This window comes from Pseudomonas sp. PB105 (assembly GCF_009764655.1).
Lineage (GTDB): Bacteria > Pseudomonadota > Gammaproteobacteria > Pseudomonadales > Pseudomonadaceae > Aquipseudomonas > Aquipseudomonas cyclaminis.
On record NZ_RWIO01000003.1, the window covers coordinates 17,284 to 35,880 of the forward strand.

An 18,597-nucleotide genomic window follows, 5' to 3' on the forward strand; every position below is an offset into this window, starting at 1 on the left:
GGCCGGTTGAAAAAAGAAATAGCGTTATTCAGCCTCACCGTTCGACATCGTGATGTCGGGTCGCAAAGTCAGTCAACAGCTGGTTCTGGCCAACTGTCGCTGATCGCGAAGGGCTGCAATGGGTCGACAGCTGCCGTTCGCGACCAGCGGCTTTTGGCCAAAAGCAGACGTTCATGATCAAGCGCTTTCGACCCATAGCGGACAGCCTGGACCGCAATCGGGGGAGCACAGAGTGTGATAGCACGACAGGCCATTTCGCTATTACACACGCTGCTGCCCTGCCTCCGTAAGCAGTGTGTGCAGTTTTTGCCTGACCGATTCGGCAAGCATGCGAAGGGTAGCGTTGAAACTCTTGCTCAGCGGCTTGCGGAGTTTGGGTGAAGCCACGACGCATTGGTTGCGGCATTCGTGCTTCAGTCATCTGGCCCAAGCCACGGGCGATCTGGTGATGGTGCGCTCTTTAGCTGGGCATGCCCGCCTATCCCCCCAGCCGTAGGCTTCGATTCAGAGGCTTTTCCTACAGAGCTTTTGGTACCTTTTGCACCCTATTCAACCTTTCAGCGCTGGCAAAGACAGCACGTCATCGTAATTTGGCCAGTCTTCTCTGGCACGGTTGAGTACACCTTGCACCAACTCGTCCAACTCAGGCACTGGCTGTTCGGACGGCAATTGATCAAAGGGCGCGGCCCACAGCGGATGATCAATCTTCTGCGGATTGGCTAAACCTTCCCACTGGCGCAGGCGCAGGATATAGAGAATTTCCACCGGCACGCGCTCCAAGTGCCAGTCCTGATTGAAGTCGTAAGAATTCTTCTGGCTTTCTTTGCCTGTTTGCCAAGTGTGGCGGTCACACGCGGCCAACAGACAGGGCATCAGGTCGTCGGGGCTGGGAGTGCGCCACTTGGCCAACAAGGCTTCGTAGATGGGTTCGTCGTAAGCATAAGCAGGCCATTGATGCGAGACATCGCCCACCCAATCGGCAAACACACGCAGCATAAAGGCTTGGGCACGGCGGTGTTGCTCTTCGTACTCAATCACTAATTGATGCCCACGGTTGAGAGCCGCATGGGTGAGATAGCCCTGATGGATGACGGCATCCTTCCAGCCTAGGATCGCCATGGCGACCATCATATTGGTGGCGGTTTGGATGCTGTAGTTTTGGCGGCGTCGTTTGTTGCCTGCCGCTTTGGCAATAATGTCGAACTGGCCCGCCCAGAAGAACAACTGCCAAATTCCTACTTGGTAATAGCGCAGCCAATGGGCCAATTCCAGAAGCCATTGCGGGTTATCTGGTGCGGTTGCCAATACCTTGTGGGCTCGTGTGACGGCCATCCATTCGGAGCTGCTACGCGTAACGTTGTCACTATTCGGCACAGGCATTGATGGCTTCGCAAATGCATCGCCGCGCTCAACATATTCACGGATGCCATTCAACTCGTATTCATCTGAGACGTCTGGCCCCTTAGCTATGCGCCCCAGCACACTTTTGTAAGAAGGCCATTTCGGGTTTACGCCCGCGCGCTCGCACTGAATTATTTCTTGGACCATGGTTCCACCTTAAATTCTGCTATACCTGACCAATTCCAGTCGGATGCCGAGGGGCTGCAATGGGTCGAAAGCCGTCATCCACGACCGGCAACCATCGACCCAGAGCTGCCTCTCAGAGAGCTAAAACTGAGGTTGTCACTCGTCAAACAGAGTCCAGCCATGGCAAATGCCGTCAAAGTCTTTTGCCGTAAAAAATAATACAAGTTCCTCGGGGTTAAATTTTGTGTACAGCCAGTGCCCAGGAACAGGGCCTCTCGTTATCACGTATTCCAAGCGGTACTTTTGAACGGCTGCAGAACTGAGAGAAGCTGAATTCAACTCAAATCTGTCACCTTGATTGAGCGCCCATAGCTTTCCAACAAGGCTGTCATCAAGTATCACCTCTTCAGCTGTCTCCATCAGATGCCGTGTATGCAGTTTTTTTTGAAGCCTAACGCTTCTGCCCATGGATCAACCTACCAATAAACAGTCCGAAGATCAGCATGATAATACTGGAACGCGGAGATGACCGCTCTGGGGCTATTTCAGCCGGTTCCGACAGGCAGCTATTGGCCGATTTCTGCCCATCGCGACCGGCAAAAACCGACCCATAGCTGTCGCTCAGCAGAGGCAGAAACGCTACCTCACTGATGAAACCGGCGCCCTAACGCATCCAGCCGCACTGCAATCGGCGGCAGTTGTTCGCTGCTCCGCGCTAGCATCTCCACATCGTCTGCGGTGCTTTGGGCAATGCCCTGCACCGACTGCAACCGCCCGACAATTTCCAGGTTTGCTGAGCTCTGTTCCCGCGAGGTGGTGACGATTCGTCCGTTCAGCGCATCGATCTGGCTGATGTCATTGCCCACGGCCCTTAGCATGTCCACCGCGACCTGGCTGTCTTCCACGCAGCGCTCTACACCTTGGCGGCTGTCGTGCATGGCTTCGACGGCTTCGCGGCTGCCTTGCTGCAAGCTGTCGATGATGGTTTTGATTTCCTGGGTGGAGACGGCTGTGCGTTGCGCCAGGCTGCGTACTTCGTCGGCGACGACGGCGAAGCCGCGGCCTTGTTCGCCGGCGCGGGCGGCTTCGATGGCGGCGTTGAGGGCGAGGAGGTTGGTCTGGTTGGCGATGCTGCTGATGACTTCGAGCACCGAGCCGATCTGTTCGGCCTGCACGGCCAGGCCTTGGACGGTCTGGTGGGTGCCGCTGAGGCGCGTGGCCAGTTGGGTGATTTCGTGTTGGGCGCGGCCGACGCTTTCCTGGCCGCGCAGGATTTGCTGGCTGGCGACGCCGGCGTGTTCTACGGCTTCCTCGACGTGCACCGTAATGTTGCCCATGGCGTGTTCCATGCGCTCCATGGAGTCGGTCATTTGCGCAATTTCGGCGAGTTGGTGGCGCGCGCCTTTTTCCAGGGTGCCGCTGGCGTGGGCCAGTTCCTGGCCGAGTTGGCCGAGGCCGTGGGAGTCGCGGGCGACCCCGTCGATGAGGCCGGTGATCTGGTCCAGGAAGTGGTCGAAGCGTTTGGCCAGGGAGACGTGCACCTTGCCTTCGCCCTGGGCGGTTTCGACGGTGAATTGGGTGGTGACGGCGAGCATCTTTTCGAGCATTTCCTGGCTCTCGACGGCTTCGGCGTGGCTGTGCACGGCGAGGTAGAGCAGGGCGACGGTTTCCATCACCACGTAGAAGGCGTGCACAAACACCATGGTCCAGCCGCCATGGTGTTCCATCACGAACACCGGGAAACCTTGATGCTGCAAGGCATGGAAGACTACGTGGTGCACGGCGATGGTGAGTGCGGCCACCAGGATCGGCAGCCAGTCGCGGTAGAACGTCAGCACCGCCAGCAGGGCGAAAATCCCGAAGTGGGATTCGATCACGCCCTGGGCCTGGTTGATGTGCAGCGCGGCCATGATCATCAGGCCCGCGCCGAGTGCGCAGCGCATTGCCCGGGTGCCGCCGATGGCGCGGTAGAGCGCGGTCAGCACCACACTGGTGCCGCCACCGACGACGATTGCCTGGGCCAGGGTGTCGTGCCAGAACGCCAGGCCTACGGAGAACAGTGTCATCAGCCAGATCAGCGCCAGCATGATGCGGTCGGCCTTGCGGTAGTGGTCTAGGAAGCGCGCGTGGACAGGCATTCACTCTTACTCCATGTGGTCTGGCCAGGAACAAAGCATGCGGCGTGCCACGATGGCGCGCGGGTACAGAGCAAAGCAGGTATCAGGTTTTTTTCAGGATCGGTGTGCCAAAAGGCTTATCGGCATTTGTGGTGGGGACTTTAAGTGCCGCAACAAGAGGAAAGGCTGCCCGAGCGGGCAGCCTTGATGAGGGTCAGAAGCTGTACTTGGCCGTCAGCATCATGTTGCGCGGGTTGCCGTACGAGTCGCCGCCGTAGCTCACGGAGTTGGCAATCGACGAATAGTAGCTGCGGTCGAAGATGTTGTTGGCGTTGAGCTGCAGGTCCAGATGGTCGTTGACCCTGTAGCCGGCCATCAGGTCGGTGACGGCGTAGGCGCCTTGTTGCAGGCGGTAGGTGCTGCCGTCGGCCAGTTTGATGTCGTTGTACATGCGGCTCTGCCAGGAGATGTTGCCGCCCACGCGGAATTTTTCCAGCGGGCCCTGGAGGTTGTAGCGGGTGGTCAGTTTGAACAGATGCTCCGGGGTGTCGGTGTCGTACTGCTTGTTGACCTTCTCCGGGCTGGTTTCATCCTTGATGGTGTGGGTCCGTGCGTAGGTGTAGCCGCCGCCGACCTGCCAGTTGTCGGTCAGGGCGCCTTGCAGTTCGAAGTCGATACCCTGGCTGCGGATCTCGCCGGAGGCTTCATAGCACTCCGTCTGCGGGCAGTTCTGCACAGTCACTTGGCTAGCACGGTTTTCCTGGTCGACACGGAACAGTGCGACGCTCGCATTCAGCGCGCCGCCCAGGTATTCGCCCTTGACGCCGACCTCGTAGTTCTTGCCGACGATTGGCTTGACCGGCGTGCCGGAAATGTCCTTGGCGCTCTGCGGCGTGAAGATGTCGCTGTAGCTGACGTAGACCGAGTGATTGTCGTCCAGCTCGTAGATCAAGCCCGCGTAGCGCGTCAGGTTGCGGGTGACTTTGTAGTCGCCGCTGTTGCTGCCGTGGGCATCGTAGTCGTACCAGTCCAGGCGCCCGCCGAGGATCAGCTTCAGCGGGTCCGCCAGGCTCAGGCGGGTGGTGACGTAGACGCCGTCCTGGGTGGTGATTTCGCGGGTGTCGGAGGTGTGCACGAAGTCCGGTTTGCCGGCGTTGATCGGCCAATTGGTGTCGTACGGGCTGTAGTCGTGGCTGGTCATGTCGTAAATGCGGCGGCTGGCGCCGACTACCAGCTCATGGCTGCGCCCGAATGCCTGGAACGGGCCGCTGACGAACGCGTCGACGCCGGCCTGGTTCTCGTCGTAGGCGGCTTGGTAGACGGTTCGTCCCAACGACTTGTCCGCCGCCCAACGCGATTGGTAGGAGCCCGAGAACAAGGCTTTCTGCTCGGCGTAGTTGGCGTTGACTTGCAGCTTCCAGTCGTTGGCCAGGTTCTGGCGCAGTTCGGCGAAGACCGTGTTGATCTCCTGGTCCTTGTTTTCCCAGTCGGTGCCGGGGTTGTAGGAGCGGGGCAGGTCGAGGTGATGGCCGTCCTGGCCGATCATCGAGGAGCCCCAGAAATAGTTGGTCTTGTCCTTCTGGTTCGAATAACCGAGGGTCAGGGTGGTGTTTTCGCCCAGGTCGGCTTCGGTGACGGCATAGAACAGGCCGTGATATTCCTCGGCGTTGTCGATGAAGCTATTGGCGTCGCGGTAGGAGGTGACGACGCGACCGCGCCAGGTGCCGCTGTCATTGAGCGGGCTGGAGGCGTCGAGTTCGCCACGATAGTCGTCCCAGCTGCCAGCGGCGCCGGTGAGGGTGACTTTCTGTTCATCCAGTGGGCGTTTGCGGATCAGGTTGATGGCAGCCGATGGGTTGCCCGCGCCGGTCACCAGGCCGGTGGCGCCGCGTACCACTTCAACGCGGTCGAACATCGCCAGGTTTGGCTGCGCCCCCACGGAAGCGCCGTTATAGCCGCTCGGAATGCCGTCGTACATCAGGTTGTCGATGTCGAAACCGCGTGAGGTGTAGGACTGCCGACCTGGCCCGTTGGAGTAGTTCAGGAACAGCCCTGGCGTGGCATTGACCACGTCGTTGATGCTGGTCATCGCTTGGTCATCCATGCGCTGGCGCGTAATCACGGTGACGGCTTGTGGCGTTTCACGCAGGGTGAGCGGCAGTTTGGTCGCGGTTTTCATTGCGCCGGTGGTGTAGGACTGCGTGCCCTCGGTGGTTTCGCCCAACTGCTGTTCGCCGGAAATTTGGGTGGCGCCCAGTTCCAGCGTGGTTGCCGGGGCTTCGGCGGCGAGGGCCGCGTGCGAGGTAGCCAGGCAGACCGCCAACGCAATCAAACTGGGTGTAAAACCTTTACCGCCGGATGGGTGCACAGACATGGAACGGACTCTCCCCTAGAGTGCCGTCCCTGGCGAATAATAAAAGTGTTGATAATTATTCGCATCAGTTTGCCAGATTGATTCTGTAGGAAAAAGCCTTTGGGAAGAATTAGTTAACGAATTTTTCACATGTACGCAGCAGGCGATTAGCCATCACCGGCCGCTGTTGAACGCTTTTGTACCGGGCTCAATCGCGCGTCCCAATCGCCACCCGGCTCGTCGCTTTTACCTCGCGCAGCGCCAGGCTCGACTGGATCGACGCAATCCCCAACTGCCGCCTCAACACGCTTTCGACAAACTCGCTGTAGCTGTCCAGATCTTGCGCCAACACCTGCAACAGGTAATCGGCATCCCCCGTGATCTTGTGACACGACAGCACCTCGGGCAGCTCTTTGATCACCGCTTCAAAGGCGTCCGGCGCGTGGTCGGTGTGGATGGCAAAGCGCACATGCACAAACGCCAGGATGTCTAGGCCGAGCAGCTTGCGATCCAGGTTGGCCTGGTAGTCCTTGATCACGCCTTCTTCTTCCAGCCGCTTGCGGCGACGCCAGCAGGGCGTAAGGCTCAGTGAGAGGCGCTCGCTGAGTTGGGCATTGGAAATGCTCGCGTCTTCCTGCAGCAAGGCAAGGATGGCGAGATCGGTGTCATCAAGAACGACCTGCTTGGTTTTATTTTTCATATCTGCTCGGGCTTGGGGTAAAAACGCCCGATAAAGCTACCAGTGCCAGAAGTAAAAGCAAAGAAAGTCCCGGACTGCCAGAACAAAATAGAGCCTGACTTTCACTGGCGGATATCTACACATGTTGACTGTTTTCAGCGATGCCCACCGTTTGCACCACGGCACCGAATTGAAGGATGGCGTACTCAAGCCATCGTTCGAGCAACCGAGCCGCGCCGACACCGTACGTGACCGCGTCCAGTTCGTCGGGCTCGGCGATATCATCGTGCCGCGTACCTTCGACCGTGCCTGTTACGTCAATGCCCACAGCGAGCGCTACGTGGCGTTTCTCGAAAGCGCCTGGGCCGAATGGACGGCCATCGGCCGCAGCCATGACGCATTGCCGCTGGTGTGGCCGGTGCGTGACCTGGCTAACCAGCAGGTGCCGGAGTTCATCGACGGCAAGCTGGGCTTCTTTGCCATGGACGCCGGTTCGCCGATCACCGCCACCACCTGGAACGCGGTCAAGACCAGCGCAGACATCGCGCTCACCGGCCTGGCGCTGATCGACGAAGGCCACCACAGCGCCTTCGCCCTGTGCCGCCCACCCGGTCACCACGCGGCCCGCGAATACATGGGCGGTTATTGCTACCTCAACAACGCCGCGATTGCCGCGCAACAGGCCATCACCCAGGGCGCCAAGCGCGTCGCGGTACTGGATGTGGATTTCCATCACGGCAACGGCACGCAGAATATTTTCTACGACCGCCCGGACGTGTTGTTCATCTCCCTGCACGGTGAACCGGCGGTGTCCTATCCGTACTTTTCCGGCGCTGGCAGCGAGCGCGGCGTGGGTGCCGGGGAGGGCTTCAACCTGAATTATCCGCTACCGAAAAACACCACCTGGGATCGCTACAAAACCGCGCTGATCGATGCGTGCCAGCGGCTAAAACACTTCGCCCCTGACGTGCTGGTGATTTCCCTCGGCGTCGACACGTTCAAGGACGACCCCATCAGCCACTTCCTGCTCGACAGCGACGACTTCCTGGGCATGGGCGAGATCATCGCCAGCGTGGGCGTGCCGACGCTGTTCGTGATGGAAGGCGGCTACATGGTCGATGAGATCGGCATCAATGCCGTCAACGTGTTGCACGGTTTCGAAAGCCAGACCGCCTGATAACCACGACCGCTGCATTTTTCTTCTGCCAAAACTCAAAAACATAACAAGAGGTTTTGTGATGAAAACAACCACGCCCGGACTGTGTGAAAAGCCTGCATTGCAACGCACCCTGAGCAACCGCCATATCCAGCTGATGGCCATGGGCGGAGCGATCGGCACCGGCCTGTTCATGGGCTCCGGCAAGATCATCGCGCTGTCCGGCACCTCGATCATCCTGATCTACATGATCATCGGGCTGTTCGTGTATTTCGTGATGCGCGCCATGGGTGAACTGCTGCTGTCCAACCTCAACTTCAAGAGTTTTGCCGACTTTGCCGGCGCGTACCTGGGGCCGCGCGCGGCGTTCTTTCTCGGCTGGTCGTACTGGCTGAGCTGGAGCGTGGCGGTGGTGGGGGACGCGGTGGTGGTCGGCGGCTTTTTCCAGTACTGGTTCCCGGACGTGCCGGCGTGGATACCGGCCGTGGGCATGCTGTTGACGCTGTTTGCGTTGAATGTGCTGACGGTCAGGCTGTTTGGCGAAGTGGAATTCTGGTTTGCGATCATCAAGATTATCGCTGTGGTCACCCTGATTGGCGTGAGCGCGGTGCTGATCGCCAGTTCGTTTGTTTCGCCCACCGGGGTTACCGCGTCGTTGAGTCACTTGTTGGATAAACAGGCGGCATTCCCCAATGGCCTGTTCGGTTTTTTTGCCGGGTTCCAGATGGCGATCTTTTCCTTTGCCGGTACCGAGCTGATCGGCACCGCAGCCGCCGAAACCCGCGCACCGGAGAAGACCTTGCCCAAGGCGATCAACTCGATTCCGCTGCGGATCATCCTGTTTTACGTGCTGGCATTGGCGTGCATCATTGCGGTGACGTCGTGGCACCAGGTGTCGCCGAGCAAAAGCCCGTTCGTTGAATTGTTCCTGGTGGCGGGGTTTCCGGCAGCGGCGGGGATCGTCAATTTCGTGGTGCTGACCTCGGCGGCGTCCTCGGCCAACAGTGGGGTGTTTTCCGCCAGCCGGATGCTGTTTGGCTTGTCTGATCTAGGCGACGCACCGGGTATCTTCCGGCGATTGTCGAGCAGCAGCGTGCCGTTTATGAGTCTAGCCTTTACCACGCTGTTGATGTTGCTCGGCCTGGTCCTGCTGTTTGTCGTGCCGGAGGTGATGACCGCCTTCACCATCGTGTCGACGGTCTCGGCGATCCTGGTGATTTTTACCTGGTCGACCATCCTTGCGTCCTATATTGCCTATCGCAAAAAACGCCCCGACCTGCATGCCGCCTCCACCTACAAAATGCCCGGCGGCGTGCCGATGGCGTGGTTCAGCCTCGGGTTTCTGGCATTCGTGCTGTGTCTGCTGGCGTTGCGGCCGGATACACGCCTGGCGCTGTGCGTGATGCCGGCCTGGTTTGTCTGGCTGGCGATTGTCTACCAGGTCAGAACTCCATTCTCAGGCCAACCGTCCCTTGGCGGCCGTTGAAGGTGTTGCTGTCCAGGTTGCGGTTGTAGCCCATCTCGCCGTAAACACTAATGCCCGTGGCCACCTTCAGCGTGGCCCCGACATTCACGTCCAGGGTGGTGGACTTCTGCTCGGTGTCGATGTCGGTGACATCGGCAAAGGTCACTGTGTTTTGCCCGGCGCTGTTGTGCCAGACGTTGGCCCTGATATAAGGCTGCAGCGGCATGCCACGCACTTGATAGTCGCCCCGCAGGCGGATCCCCAGGCGGGTGGTGAGGTTGGTGTCGGCGTCGTAGGACACATCGGAAATCCCGTCGTGCTGGCTATCGAGTTTGGTCTTGCTGGCGATCACCTGAGCCTGGGGTTCCGCGACCCAGTTGGTCGTGATCGGGATCGGCCAGCCGACTTCGGCTGAGGCCGTAACGTTGCGCCCACGGGTTTTCATTTTCACGCCCCGGTCAGACTCGTTGTTGCCATTGAAGCGCGTACCCATCAATACCAGGTCCAGGTAGGCCTGGTTCGCGCCAATCAGCGTCCAGTAGATTCCCAGGCTATCGCCGCGCAAGGTGGTCTTGCCCGCGGCCTTGTCCTCCCAGCCACCATTGAAACCTTTGACGTTGCCCTTGAGGCGGCTGTGGCCGACGAAGAATCCGGCGCGCTGCTGGCCGTTGCCCAGCGGGCTGGCGTACACATCGGTGCCCACCTGGAAGCCTGTCACCGAGCTGTCCAGCGTCGGGCTGACGGTGCCGGCGAAACTCTGGCGACTGCTGCTGCCATACACCCGGCCCCAGCCCGCGGCCAATGCGCCGGTTTGCTGTTGCTGGCTCTGGTCACCCATACGCTGATGAAACGTGCCGAGCATGCCTTGCACCAGTTGCTGTGCGGCGGGAAACAATGCGGCGTAGATCGGCACTTCCGGACGGTAGATCGGAATCGGGGTCACTCCGGGGTTGCTGGGCAGCGGTGGCTCACCGGGCACGGGCACCGGCAATGGGGCGATAATCACCGGGTCCGTCGGCGTCACCGGGTCCGGCGGCGTCACCGGGATGGTCGAGCGCAGGTAGTAGTTGTCTGCGGTACGGCCGGTGACGCCGCCCTTGAACAGGTAGTAATCGAACGCGCCGGCAGACACCGGTGCGACGAGGGTAAAGGCGGTGCCGCTGCCGGTGGCGCCGTTGAGCGCCTGTACCACCTGGATACCGTCTTGCAGCGTCGCTGCACCGGCGCCGCCGAGGTTGGTCACGTGGATGTTCGTACTGCCCTGGATAGTGCCCTGGCTGATCACCAGTTTGTCGCTGGCCGAGCCGTCGCCGCCCAACACACTTTGCAACGCGAGTTGGCCGCCGTTGCCGCTGTAGTTGCCATTGATCGTCAGGGTATCGGTCGCGGTGGAACTGCCGGTGGTCATATTGATGACCCCGCTGTTATTGACGTTGACCAACTCGCCAGAGGTAAACGAATCGATCACCCCCGTGCTCACCAGCAGTTCGCTGGTACCATCAATGCTCAGGGTGCCGGTGGCTGTCGCGCTGTCACCCAGTTTCAGCGTTCCGCCCAAGGTCAACTGCGAGGCGTTATCCAGTTGGATGGTTTCCCAGTTGGGAAACAGCCCCGGGTCACCTGCCTTGGTGTTGTCCAGGGTCAGCGTGTCCACACCCAGGCCGCCATCTATCAGCTGCGCGCCGGCCAGTTGGGTATTGACCAGGTTTTGCAGCAACGCGCTATCGTCCCCCGCGCCCATCAGCACGAACGAATGCAGGCTCCCACCCGACCAGCCAAAATGATCGTTGCCAAAACTGAGCAGTATCTGCCCGTTGACTTCGCCACCCGAGACGTTCACGACATCGTTGCCGCCACTGACACTGATATTGCCGCCTACGAAGGCCGTACCCGAGATCAGGATGGTGTCATTGCCGAAACCGGTCACCAGGTTGCGGATGATCCTGCCGCCAGACATATCAAACACGTTGTTATCGAGCTTCATATCGACCCGGCCGATGGTCCCGCCGCTCATCTTGGCGCGGTCGCCATCCTCGAAAGCGTCGCTGATAGTGCCGCCGCTCATGAAAAAATCATCCAGTCCATCTCCCTGAGCCAGGGACTCGACGACCCCGCCGCTCTGGGCGTAGCTATCGACACCTGCGCCCTGGAAGACGGCGCCGACTTGCCCTCCGGTAATCTGTGCAATGTCACTCCCCGCGCCTTGGGTCACACTTCCCGTGATACTGCCCATGTTGATCCGGAAGATATTCGCGCCGTCACCCTGGTTGAGTGAGCCATCTATCCCGGCGCTCGGCCCGGTCACGTCCACCAGGTCGTTGCCGCCACCAAAGGTCACGTTACCGGTGATCCGGCCTGTCGCGGTGATATTAAGCGTGTTGTTGCCTGCCGTGTCGGTAAAGCCCGGCGTCGTGGCGCTGTCACAGTCTGAGGTGTCGTCGCCAGCCGTATTGTTGATGGTGCACGCCCCGTAGGAAGCGAGCGGCGACACCGCCAATGCGAGCAGATACAACCAGGAATATGTCCGTATACGCATGATCCGTCCTCGATAGAGGGGAATATTTCCCAGGCACCTGCAAAACCAGGCGCTGGTCAGACCATGACAACGTCACGCGCGATACGGAACAGGGACAACGGGTTACCTGAATCTGAAAACACCGCCCAATGCAAAGGGTTGGCATGGCTTTCTCGACTGCACCTGAACCTGTGCAGCACTTTTTGCACCTTAGACGGACATCTCTGGTGGCGCTACTGTGAGAAATAACAGGTACAGACGAGTGAGCGGCTCACGCGAACACGATCTCGTAAGGCTCGCGCATGCGTTCCAACAGCACCTGCGCCAGCGTCGGCGCCAGCCCGATCAGCGGGTCACCCACTAGCTGGCTCGCATAGGCATGGGTCGCGTGGAGTTTGCGCGCCACGCTCCAGGTATCCAGGCGCACCTTGCGCGCCCGTTGCCAGGGGATGATCGCACTGTCACGCGCGGGCCAGTGCCAGGCCCGGATCGGCAGCTCATACAGCTGGGCACCGACCAGATTGCACGCCTTGGCACTGGCGCGACCGACTGCGTCGTGGTCGGGGTTGCCGTCGTTGCGCCAGGTGGTGAACACCACATCCCCGGCTTGCAGGTAACGGGCAATGAATTGGCTCAGTTGCGGTTCACGGGCCGCCAGGGCGTTGTCGCAGAAACCGCCGCGAATCCACTTCAGGCTGTGCATGGGCATACCCAGGCGACGCAGCGCTTCGGCACTTTCCTGGGGCCGCACCACGCTCAAGCGGCTGGCCGGCCACACATGCGAGCCGGGGTGGCTGGCGCTGCCGTCGGTGATGGAGATCAGTTGCAGCGGGTATTCAAGGGTGCTGAGCAGTTGGAGCATACCGCCGCAGGCCAGCACTTCATCGCCGGGATGGGGGGCGATGACCACCACGCGCGCGCCGGCGGGGACCAACGAGGTTGCCGAGATAGGGGCGATTTGCGCCAGCTGCGGTGCGCTGTTCCAGATTTGCGCGGGGCCGCGACGGCCTTCACTGAGGGAGGCAGGCTTCATGAGAATTACATCCTTGTCGATTGGTGCTGGGTCGTGCCCCGTTGACGGGACGACTCTATTTATTCACCACAGACTCCGCCGTGGTGGTGCGTGGTCATTCAACCCTGAATGACCAGCAAGGCGTTTTCAGCATAGACAAGGATTCGCCGCTTTTACATTTTGCAATGTGGAATTTTTCACGGCGCGTGCACCAGGCTCTTCAAATAATCGCCAAACCCACCCTGGGCGCGGGCGTCCAGGCGCGCACTGGTGATCACTTGGGGCGAGTGGCTCCAGGCGATCGAGGCACCGCTGCGTTCCAGGCTGCGCACCAGTTGCACATCTTCATCGCAGGCCAAGGGTTCGAAACCACCGGCGCGAATGTAAGCACCTGCGCTGACCCCGAGGTTGGCGCCGTGGATATGCCGATGCCCGTCCCGCGCCTCGTAGCCCTGGAGATAGCGGATCTGCGCGGCCGGGTCGAAGTCTTCGCTCCAGGCATCTACCGTCACCGTGCCGCATACCGCATCGGCGTTCAGCGCCAGCTGCGCCACCAGCCAGTCCGGCGCGACGCGGCTGTCGGCGTCGGTACAGGAGATCCAGCGGGCCCCCTGATTGAGCAAGTGCCGCGCACCGACGCCGCGCACATGCCCCACATTGCGCGCCCGTACTTCCAGATGCTGCACCGGGTAGGCTCTCGCGATGGCGGCGCTACCATCGCTGCAGCTGTCGAGCACCAACAGGATCTGCACCGCTTCACCCTGCAGGCCGGGGTGGCAGGCCGCGATCAATGCAGCGTCCAGGCACTCGGCCAACAGGGTTTCTTCGTTATGCACCGGGATCAGAACGCCGATCATCGCAAGCCCTCATGGCGAGCGACCGAGGTGCCATTGCGGCACCACAGGTCGAGGAGAAAATCCTGTTCGTGGTAGCTGGCGAGGCGCGGCATGGCCAGTCGTTCGTGGAGCAGGGCGTGCACCTGCTCGGCCGTCTGCGGGCAGCCTTCGATTGGCATGCGCCAGTGGCACGCCAGCAGTTGACCGTCGTCGGTCAGGCTGGCGAGCGCGTGGTCGATCACGCGGCCCAGATCGTCGGCGTCGAGGTAGTAACACAGCTCGCTGAGCACGATCAGCTCGAACCGTTCCGTCGGCCATTGTTCCGGCAGGCGGCGTTGCTGCACCTCGGCATGGGGGAACCCCAATAAACGGCTGCGCGCCAGACTGACCGCGGCTGCGGCGGTGTCACAGCACAGCAGGCGATCACAGCGCGGGGCCAATTCGAAACTCAATTCGCCATTGGCGCAGCCCGGCTCAAAGATGGCGGCGTAGCGCGGCCGCGTCAGTACGGCCAGGGTCAGCGCACGTTTGCGTCGCTCGTACCAGCGTTGACGAAACGCCCAGGGGTCGTCGTTTTCGGCGAACAGTTGGTCGAAATACGGCGTGGCCACACTCATACAAATACCACTTCAAAGGGCTGCAGCAGACGCTCCAGCACATAGGGGGCCAGCACGGGGGCCAGGCCGATCTGCGGGTCACCTTCCAACTGGCTGGCAAAGGCATGGATGGCGTGACGCTTGCGGGCCACGGTCTCGCAGCTCAGGGGGATTTTGCGCGCACGATGCCACGGCACTTGGCGGTCTTCGGGGGTTGCCCAGTGCCAGGTCCACACCGGCAACTCATACAGCGTGGCGCCCGCTGCCTGGGCTGCCTTGGCACTGGCACGGCCGACGGCTTCGTGGTCGCAGTGGCCGTCTTCGCGCCAGGTGGTGAACACCACATCCGTGGGCTTGAGGTAGCGTTGGATAAACGCGCTCAATTCATCTTCCCGCGCTGCCACCTGGCTGTCGCTGAAGCCAGCGCGCAACCACTTCAGGCTGTGCAACGGCAACCCCAGCCGATGCAGGGCCTGCGCCGACTCCTGTGGCCGCACCACACTCAGGCGCTCCACCGGCCAGCGCCGGGAGCCGGGGTGGCTGGCGCTGCCGTCAGTCACCGAGATCAGTTGTATGGGCCGGCTGAGCGCGGCCAGACCTTGCAGCAACCCGCCGCAACCCAACACTTCGTCATCCGGATGGGGCGCGATGATCACTGCGCGATGGCCCTCAGGCACCAGTTGTTCGACGCTGATCTCTGGTAACTCGGCCATCCGTGGCGACGTCTGCCAGCGATGCAGCGGCGTGCCTTGGCCGACAATCGGGTTGGGTTTCATAATTGCCACCTGCCCGTGGGTTCGCCGGCGACCAGCTCACCGAGCCCGGCCAAGTCACGTTCAGCGTGACTCTGGCGCAGGTACACCGGCAAATCCGCCATCAGCTGTGCAAAGTGCGGGTCCTTGCAATAAGGCCCGGCACCGACCGCACGGCCCACGTGGTGCATCACTTGTGTGACCGTGTCCTCGATGCAGGCCCGCGTCCGCTGGGCCAGCGCGCGGGCATCGGCCTTGGGCTCCCGGTCGATGTGCTCAGCGCTGGCGCGCAATACGCAGGCGGCCGCGTTCAACGCACTGTCGACGGCGCCCAAGTGGGCGAGGGCATGGGGCTCGGGGCGCTTGGCGCATTGTTCACGCAACACTTCTGCCAGGCGCTGGGCGGCGCCATACCAGCACGCGGCAATCCCTATCCCGCCTTGCCAGAAGCCTGGACGGCTGAGGTAGTCACCCGGATGGCCGACCGCAATGGCGGCGGCCTCCGTGAACAGCACTTCGACACTGCCCGTAGCGGCCATGCCGACCGCATGCCAGCCTTCATCGGTCACCGTGACCCCCGGCGTGCGCATCTGCACCGCCACCAACTGCTGGCGGTCCTCCTCGTCCCACGCCGTCAGCAACCCATGGCTGACCACCGCCGCGCCGGAACACCAGGCTTTGCGACCGTCGACGATCAGTCGATGGCCGTCGCGCCGCACGCGCACTTTTGCACTCGGCGGTTCGGCGGCCCACATGCCCCACGTGCTGCCCAAGGGCGGCAGGGGGCTGTCCAGCTCGGCGATGATCGCCAACGCGTCGGTGTGGCCTTCGAATAACTTGCACAGGCGCAGGTCATGCCCGGCCACCTGGGCCAGGCGGCTGAAGCGTGCCAACGTCTGGCCGCTGCCGGGCAACGGCAGTTGGTCCAGGCCTTCCTCCTGAAGCGCCTTCAGGGCCTCGCCCAGGGCCTGCGTGTCCGCATAGCCCCGGTAGCCTTGAAGGAATCCTTGCAAAGCCATGTCATACCTCGTCTTCGCGCTGCAGCTCGAACAACAACAGCGAGCGGCCGGTCACCGCGTATTCGTGTTCGAAATCAAAACGCTCCTGACCGCGCACGGCAATGTCATTGGTGTCGAGCATGCAGGTCCAGAACTCACCTTCGGGCACCGGCGGCAGGCGGAAATTGACCAGGTCGTGGTGCGCGTTGACCACCAGCAACAAGGTCGCATCGGCGCCGGCGCGGCGAATCCCGGTTTCCTGAGCGCGGCCATCCATCAACATGCCCAGGCAGCGGCCATGGCTGTCCTCCCACTGTTCGGTGGTCATTTCATTGCCATCGGGGGCGAGCCAGGTCACGTCTTTCACGCCGATGTCTTCGTTGTAGTCGCCCACCAGGAAGCGCCCACGCCGCAGGATCGGGTACGCCAGGCGTAGTTTGATCAGGCGCTTGACGAACTTGAGCAGCGATTTGCCGTCATCGTCCAAGTCCCAGTTGACCCAGCCGATCTCGCTGTCCTGGCAATACGCGTTGTTATTGCCATGTTGCGTGCGGGCGAACTCATCACCGGCCACGATCATCGGCGTGCCTTGGGCCAGCAGCAGGGTGGCGAAGAAGTTGCGCATCTGGCGCAGGCGCAGCGCGTTGATTTCCGGGTCGTCGGTGGGGCCTTCGACGCCGTGGTTCCAGGACAGGTTGTTGTTGCTGCCGTCCTGGTTGTTCTCGTCGTTGTCTTCGTTGTGCTTGTCGTTGTACGACACCAGGTCGTGCAAGGTGAAGCCGTCATGGGCGGTGATGAAGTTCACCGAGCTGTAGGGGCGACGGCCACGATGGTTGAACATTTCACCGGAGGCTGTCATGCGCCCGGCGAAGTCCGCGAGCTGGCCGTCGTCGCCTTTCCAGAACGCACGCACGGTGTCGCGGAAACGGTCGTTCCATTCCACCCAGCCCGGTGGGAAATTGCCCACCTGATAGCCGCCGGGGCCGCAGTCCCACGGTTCGGCGATCAGTTTGAGCTGACGTAGTACCGGGTCCTGGCGGCAGGCCACGAGGAAGCTGTGGCGTTCGTCGAAACCGTCGCGGTAACGGCCAAGAATCGTCGCAAGGTCAAAGCGGAAGCCGTCGACGTGCATCTCGTTGGCCCAATAACGCAACGAGTCGGTGACCATTTGCAGCACGCACGGATGGCTCAGGTCCAGGGTATTGCCGGTGCCTGAATCATTGATATAGAAGCGCTTGTCGTCAGGCATCAGCCGGTAGTACGAGGCGTTGTCGATGCCGCGCATGGACAGGGTCGGGCCGCGCTCGTTGCCTTCGGCGGTGTGGTTGTAGACCACGTCGAGGATCACTTCCAGCTTCTGCTCGTGCAGGTGCGCGACCATCTCCTTGAACTCGGCGATCTTGCCGCTGGCCAGGTAGCGCGGGTCGGGGGCGAAGAACGCGATGCTGTTGTAGCCCCAATAGTTGGTCATGCCTTTTTCCAGCAGGTGCTGGTCGTTGACGAAGGCGTGCACCGGCAGCAGCTCTACCGACGAGATCCCCAACTGGCGAATGTGCTTGAGCACGTCGTCTTCCATCAGCCCGGCGCAGGTGCCGCGCACGGATTCGCCCACCGAAGGGTGACGCATGCTGATGCCGCGCAGGTGGGTTTCATAGATGATCGTGCGGTCCCACGGCACCCGCACCGGTTGGTCGTTGCCCCAGGTGTGCGCGGGGTCGATGACCTTGCACTTGGGCACGAACGGCGCGCTGTCGCGCTCGTCGAAACTGAGGTCGTCGTCAGGGTGGCCGATGGTGTAGCCAAACAGCGCTTCGGACCATTTGAGCTCGCCCACCAGTTGTTTGGCATAGGGGTCGATCAGCAATTTATTGTGGTTGAAGCGATGGCCGTTGGCCGGGTCGTATGCGCCGTAGACGCGATAGCCGTAAATCAGCCCTGGATGGGCGTCGGGCAAGTAACCGTGGAAAATTTCGTCGGTGTATTCCGGCAGCTCGATGCGCTCCAGTTCCACTTCGCCCGAATCATCGAACAGGCAGAGTTCGACCTTGGTGGCATTGGCCGAAAACAGCGCAAAGTTGACACCCAGGCCATCCCAGGTCGCGCCGAGTGGGAAGGGCAAACCTTCACGAATCCGCGACGGCTCATGGTCCGGCGTCGCTTGGCTTTTGTCGGGTTTGCTCATTGAAGTTGCTCCTGCAGGGTCTTTTTCGGGCCGAACGTCGCCGTGCTGACGAACATACAGCTGACAATCTGTGTGATGAAATGACCTCCCGCCGACACGTCGACGGGAGGTTGATGGAATTAAGGCTTGGGCTTTTTCGGCGCCGGTGGTTTCTTCGCCGTTGCTGGCGTCGGCTTGCCGGCAGCGGGGGCTGGCGGCTTGGCCTTGGCCGGCGGCTTGGGGGCGGCCTTGGGCTTGGCGCCCGCCTTGGGTTTGCTCGGCGTCAGCGCTTCAGATTCGGCCAGCTTGCGCGCCATCTCCCAGTGGCGTGCGTCTTCGCCATGGGGTTTACCTTCAGACTCCCAGATCTGATGCGCCAGCTCGCGTATGCGTTTGTCTTCAGTACTCATCACAATGCTCCTCACAGAAA

15 protein-coding genes are annotated in these 18,597 nt (G+C 61.2%); 2 read left to right on the top strand and 13 right to left on the bottom strand.

Annotation, left to right across the window (positions count from 1 at the left end; all coding sequences use genetic code 11):
* Window positions 1-549 precede the first annotated feature (549 nt).
* The 5 genes from EJD88_RS00440 to EJD88_RS00460 all read right to left on the bottom strand — a co-directional run bounded on the left by EJD88_RS00440 (window position 550) and on the right by EJD88_RS00460 (window position 6,697).
* The gene (locus tag EJD88_RS00440; protein WP_158876244.1) at window positions 550-1,224 is read right to left on the bottom strand and encodes a hypothetical protein; all 675 of its coding nucleotides are present in this window, start codon (window positions 1,222-1,224) and stop codon (window positions 550-552) included.
* Between the two features lie 459 nt (window positions 1,225-1,683).
* On the bottom strand, window positions 1,684-1,995 hold the full coding sequence (locus EJD88_RS00445; protein WP_099585309.1) for a hypothetical protein: 312 nt from the start codon (window positions 1,993-1,995) through the stop codon (window positions 1,684-1,686).
* 176 nt (window positions 1,996-2,171) lie between these two features.
* Window positions 2,172-3,665, bottom strand: coding sequence for a methyl-accepting chemotaxis protein (locus EJD88_RS27350; protein ID WP_158876198.1), 1,494 nt, complete (start codon window positions 3,663-3,665; stop codon window positions 2,172-2,174).
* A 193-nt stretch (window positions 3,666-3,858) separates the two neighbouring features.
* Window positions 3,859-6,018 (bottom strand): TonB-dependent siderophore receptor, encoded by a 2,160-nt coding sequence (locus EJD88_RS00455; protein WP_158876199.1) that lies wholly within the window; start codon window positions 6,016-6,018, stop codon window positions 3,859-3,861.
* Window positions 6,019-6,205: 187 nt separating this feature from the next.
* The gene (locus EJD88_RS00460) at window positions 6,206-6,697 is read right to left on the bottom strand and encodes an Lrp/AsnC family transcriptional regulator (protein ID WP_099585306.1); all 492 of its coding nucleotides are present in this window, start codon (window positions 6,695-6,697) and stop codon (window positions 6,206-6,208) included.
* Between the two features lie 121 nt (window positions 6,698-6,818).
* Here EJD88_RS00460 and EJD88_RS00465 point away from each other — a divergent pair, with 121 nt between their 5' ends.
* The gene (locus EJD88_RS00465) at window positions 6,819-7,853 is read left to right on the top strand and encodes a histone deacetylase family protein (protein WP_158876200.1); all 1,035 of its coding nucleotides are present in this window, start codon (window positions 6,819-6,821) and stop codon (window positions 7,851-7,853) included.
* Between the two features lie 61 nt (window positions 7,854-7,914).
* The gene (locus EJD88_RS00470) at window positions 7,915-9,318 is read left to right on the top strand and encodes an amino acid permease (protein WP_099585304.1); all 1,404 of its coding nucleotides are present in this window, start codon (window positions 7,915-7,917) and stop codon (window positions 9,316-9,318) included.
* On the opposite strand, the gene EJD88_RS00475 is transcribed toward EJD88_RS00470, so the two are convergent.
* The 8 genes from EJD88_RS00475 to EJD88_RS00510 form a co-directional block, all read right to left on the bottom strand.
* The gene (locus tag EJD88_RS00475; RefSeq protein ID WP_158876202.1) at window positions 9,275-11,833 is read right to left on the bottom strand and encodes an autotransporter outer membrane beta-barrel domain-containing protein; all 2,559 of its coding nucleotides are present in this window, start codon (window positions 11,831-11,833) and stop codon (window positions 9,275-9,277) included. The two genes, EJD88_RS00470 and EJD88_RS00475, sit on opposite strands and share 44 nt — an antisense overlap.
* A gap of 250 nt (window positions 11,834-12,083) precedes the next feature.
* The gene (locus EJD88_RS00480) at window positions 12,084-12,845 is read right to left on the bottom strand and encodes a PIG-L deacetylase family protein (RefSeq protein ID WP_099585302.1); all 762 of its coding nucleotides are present in this window, start codon (window positions 12,843-12,845) and stop codon (window positions 12,084-12,086) included.
* A 176-nt stretch (window positions 12,846-13,021) separates the two neighbouring features.
* The gene (locus EJD88_RS00485; protein ID WP_158876204.1) at window positions 13,022-13,681 is read right to left on the bottom strand and encodes a glycosyltransferase family 2 protein; all 660 of its coding nucleotides are present in this window, start codon (window positions 13,679-13,681) and stop codon (window positions 13,022-13,024) included.
* Window positions 13,678-14,277, bottom strand: a complete 600-nt coding sequence (locus tag EJD88_RS00490; protein ID WP_158876206.1) for an SAM-dependent methyltransferase — start codon at window positions 14,275-14,277, stop codon at window positions 13,678-13,680. Before EJD88_RS00490 ends, EJD88_RS00485 begins: the two co-directional genes overlap by 4 nt.
* The gene (locus EJD88_RS00495; RefSeq protein ID WP_099585299.1) at window positions 14,274-15,032 is read right to left on the bottom strand and encodes a PIG-L deacetylase family protein; all 759 of its coding nucleotides are present in this window, start codon (window positions 15,030-15,032) and stop codon (window positions 14,274-14,276) included. The genes EJD88_RS00490 and EJD88_RS00495 overlap by 4 nt, the downstream gene beginning before the upstream one ends.
* A complete protein-coding gene (locus tag EJD88_RS00500) occupies window positions 15,029-16,027 on the bottom strand; it encodes an acyl-CoA dehydrogenase family protein (protein ID WP_158876208.1) in 999 nt (332 codons plus the stop codon). Before EJD88_RS00500 ends, EJD88_RS00495 begins: the two co-directional genes overlap by 4 nt.
* 1 nt (window position 16,028) lies before the next feature.
* Complete coding sequence (gene glgX, locus EJD88_RS00505; protein WP_099585297.1) at window positions 16,029-18,188, bottom strand: glycogen debranching protein GlgX; 2,160 nt, start codon at window positions 18,186-18,188, stop codon at window positions 16,029-16,031.
* Window positions 18,189-18,307: 119 nt separating this feature from the next.
* The gene (locus EJD88_RS00510; protein WP_099585296.1) at window positions 18,308-18,577 is read right to left on the bottom strand and encodes a DUF2934 domain-containing protein; all 270 of its coding nucleotides are present in this window, start codon (window positions 18,575-18,577) and stop codon (window positions 18,308-18,310) included.
* Window positions 18,578-18,597: the final 20 nt, after the last annotated feature.

Excerpts from the sequence above, each read along its gene's own strand:
- EJD88_RS00445 (WP_099585309.1), bottom strand. The coding sequence starts at position 1,995 with ATGGGCAGAAGCGTTAGGCTTCAAAAAAAACTGCATACACGGCATCTG.
- EJD88_RS27350 (WP_158876198.1), bottom strand. The coding sequence starts at position 3,665 with ATGCCTGTCCACGCGCGCTTCCTAGACCACTACCGCAAGGCCGACCGC.
- EJD88_RS00455 (WP_158876199.1), bottom strand. The coding sequence starts at position 6,018 with ATGTCTGTGCACCCATCCGGCGGTAAAGGTTTTACACCCAGTTTGATT.
- EJD88_RS00460 (WP_099585306.1), bottom strand. The coding sequence starts at position 6,697 with ATGAAAAATAAAACCAAGCAGGTCGTTCTTGATGACACCGATCTCGCC.
- EJD88_RS00465 (WP_158876200.1), top strand. The coding sequence starts at position 6,819 with ATGTTGACTGTTTTCAGCGATGCCCACCGTTTGCACCACGGCACCGAA.
- EJD88_RS00470 (WP_099585304.1), top strand. The coding sequence starts at position 7,915 with ATGAAAACAACCACGCCCGGACTGTGTGAAAAGCCTGCATTGCAACGC.
- EJD88_RS00475 (WP_158876202.1), bottom strand. The coding sequence starts at position 11,833 with ATGCGTATACGGACATATTCCTGGTTGTATCTGCTCGCATTGGCGGTG.
- EJD88_RS00480 (WP_099585302.1), bottom strand. The coding sequence starts at position 12,845 with ATGAAGCCTGCCTCCCTCAGTGAAGGCCGTCGCGGCCCCGCGCAAATC.
- EJD88_RS00485 (WP_158876204.1), bottom strand. The coding sequence starts at position 13,681 with ATGATCGGCGTTCTGATCCCGGTGCATAACGAAGAAACCCTGTTGGCC.
- EJD88_RS00490 (WP_158876206.1), bottom strand. The coding sequence starts at position 14,277 with ATGAGTGTGGCCACGCCGTATTTCGACCAACTGTTCGCCGAAAACGAC.
- EJD88_RS00495 (WP_099585299.1), bottom strand. The coding sequence starts at position 15,032 with ATGAAACCCAACCCGATTGTCGGCCAAGGCACGCCGCTGCATCGCTGG.
- EJD88_RS00500 (WP_158876208.1), bottom strand. The coding sequence starts at position 16,027 with ATGGCTTTGCAAGGATTCCTTCAAGGCTACCGGGGCTATGCGGACACG.
- glgX (WP_099585297.1), bottom strand. The coding sequence starts at position 18,188 with ATGAGCAAACCCGACAAAAGCCAAGCGACGCCGGACCATGAGCCGTCG.
- EJD88_RS00510 (WP_099585296.1), bottom strand. The coding sequence starts at position 18,577 with ATGAGTACTGAAGACAAACGCATACGCGAGCTGGCGCATCAGATCTGG.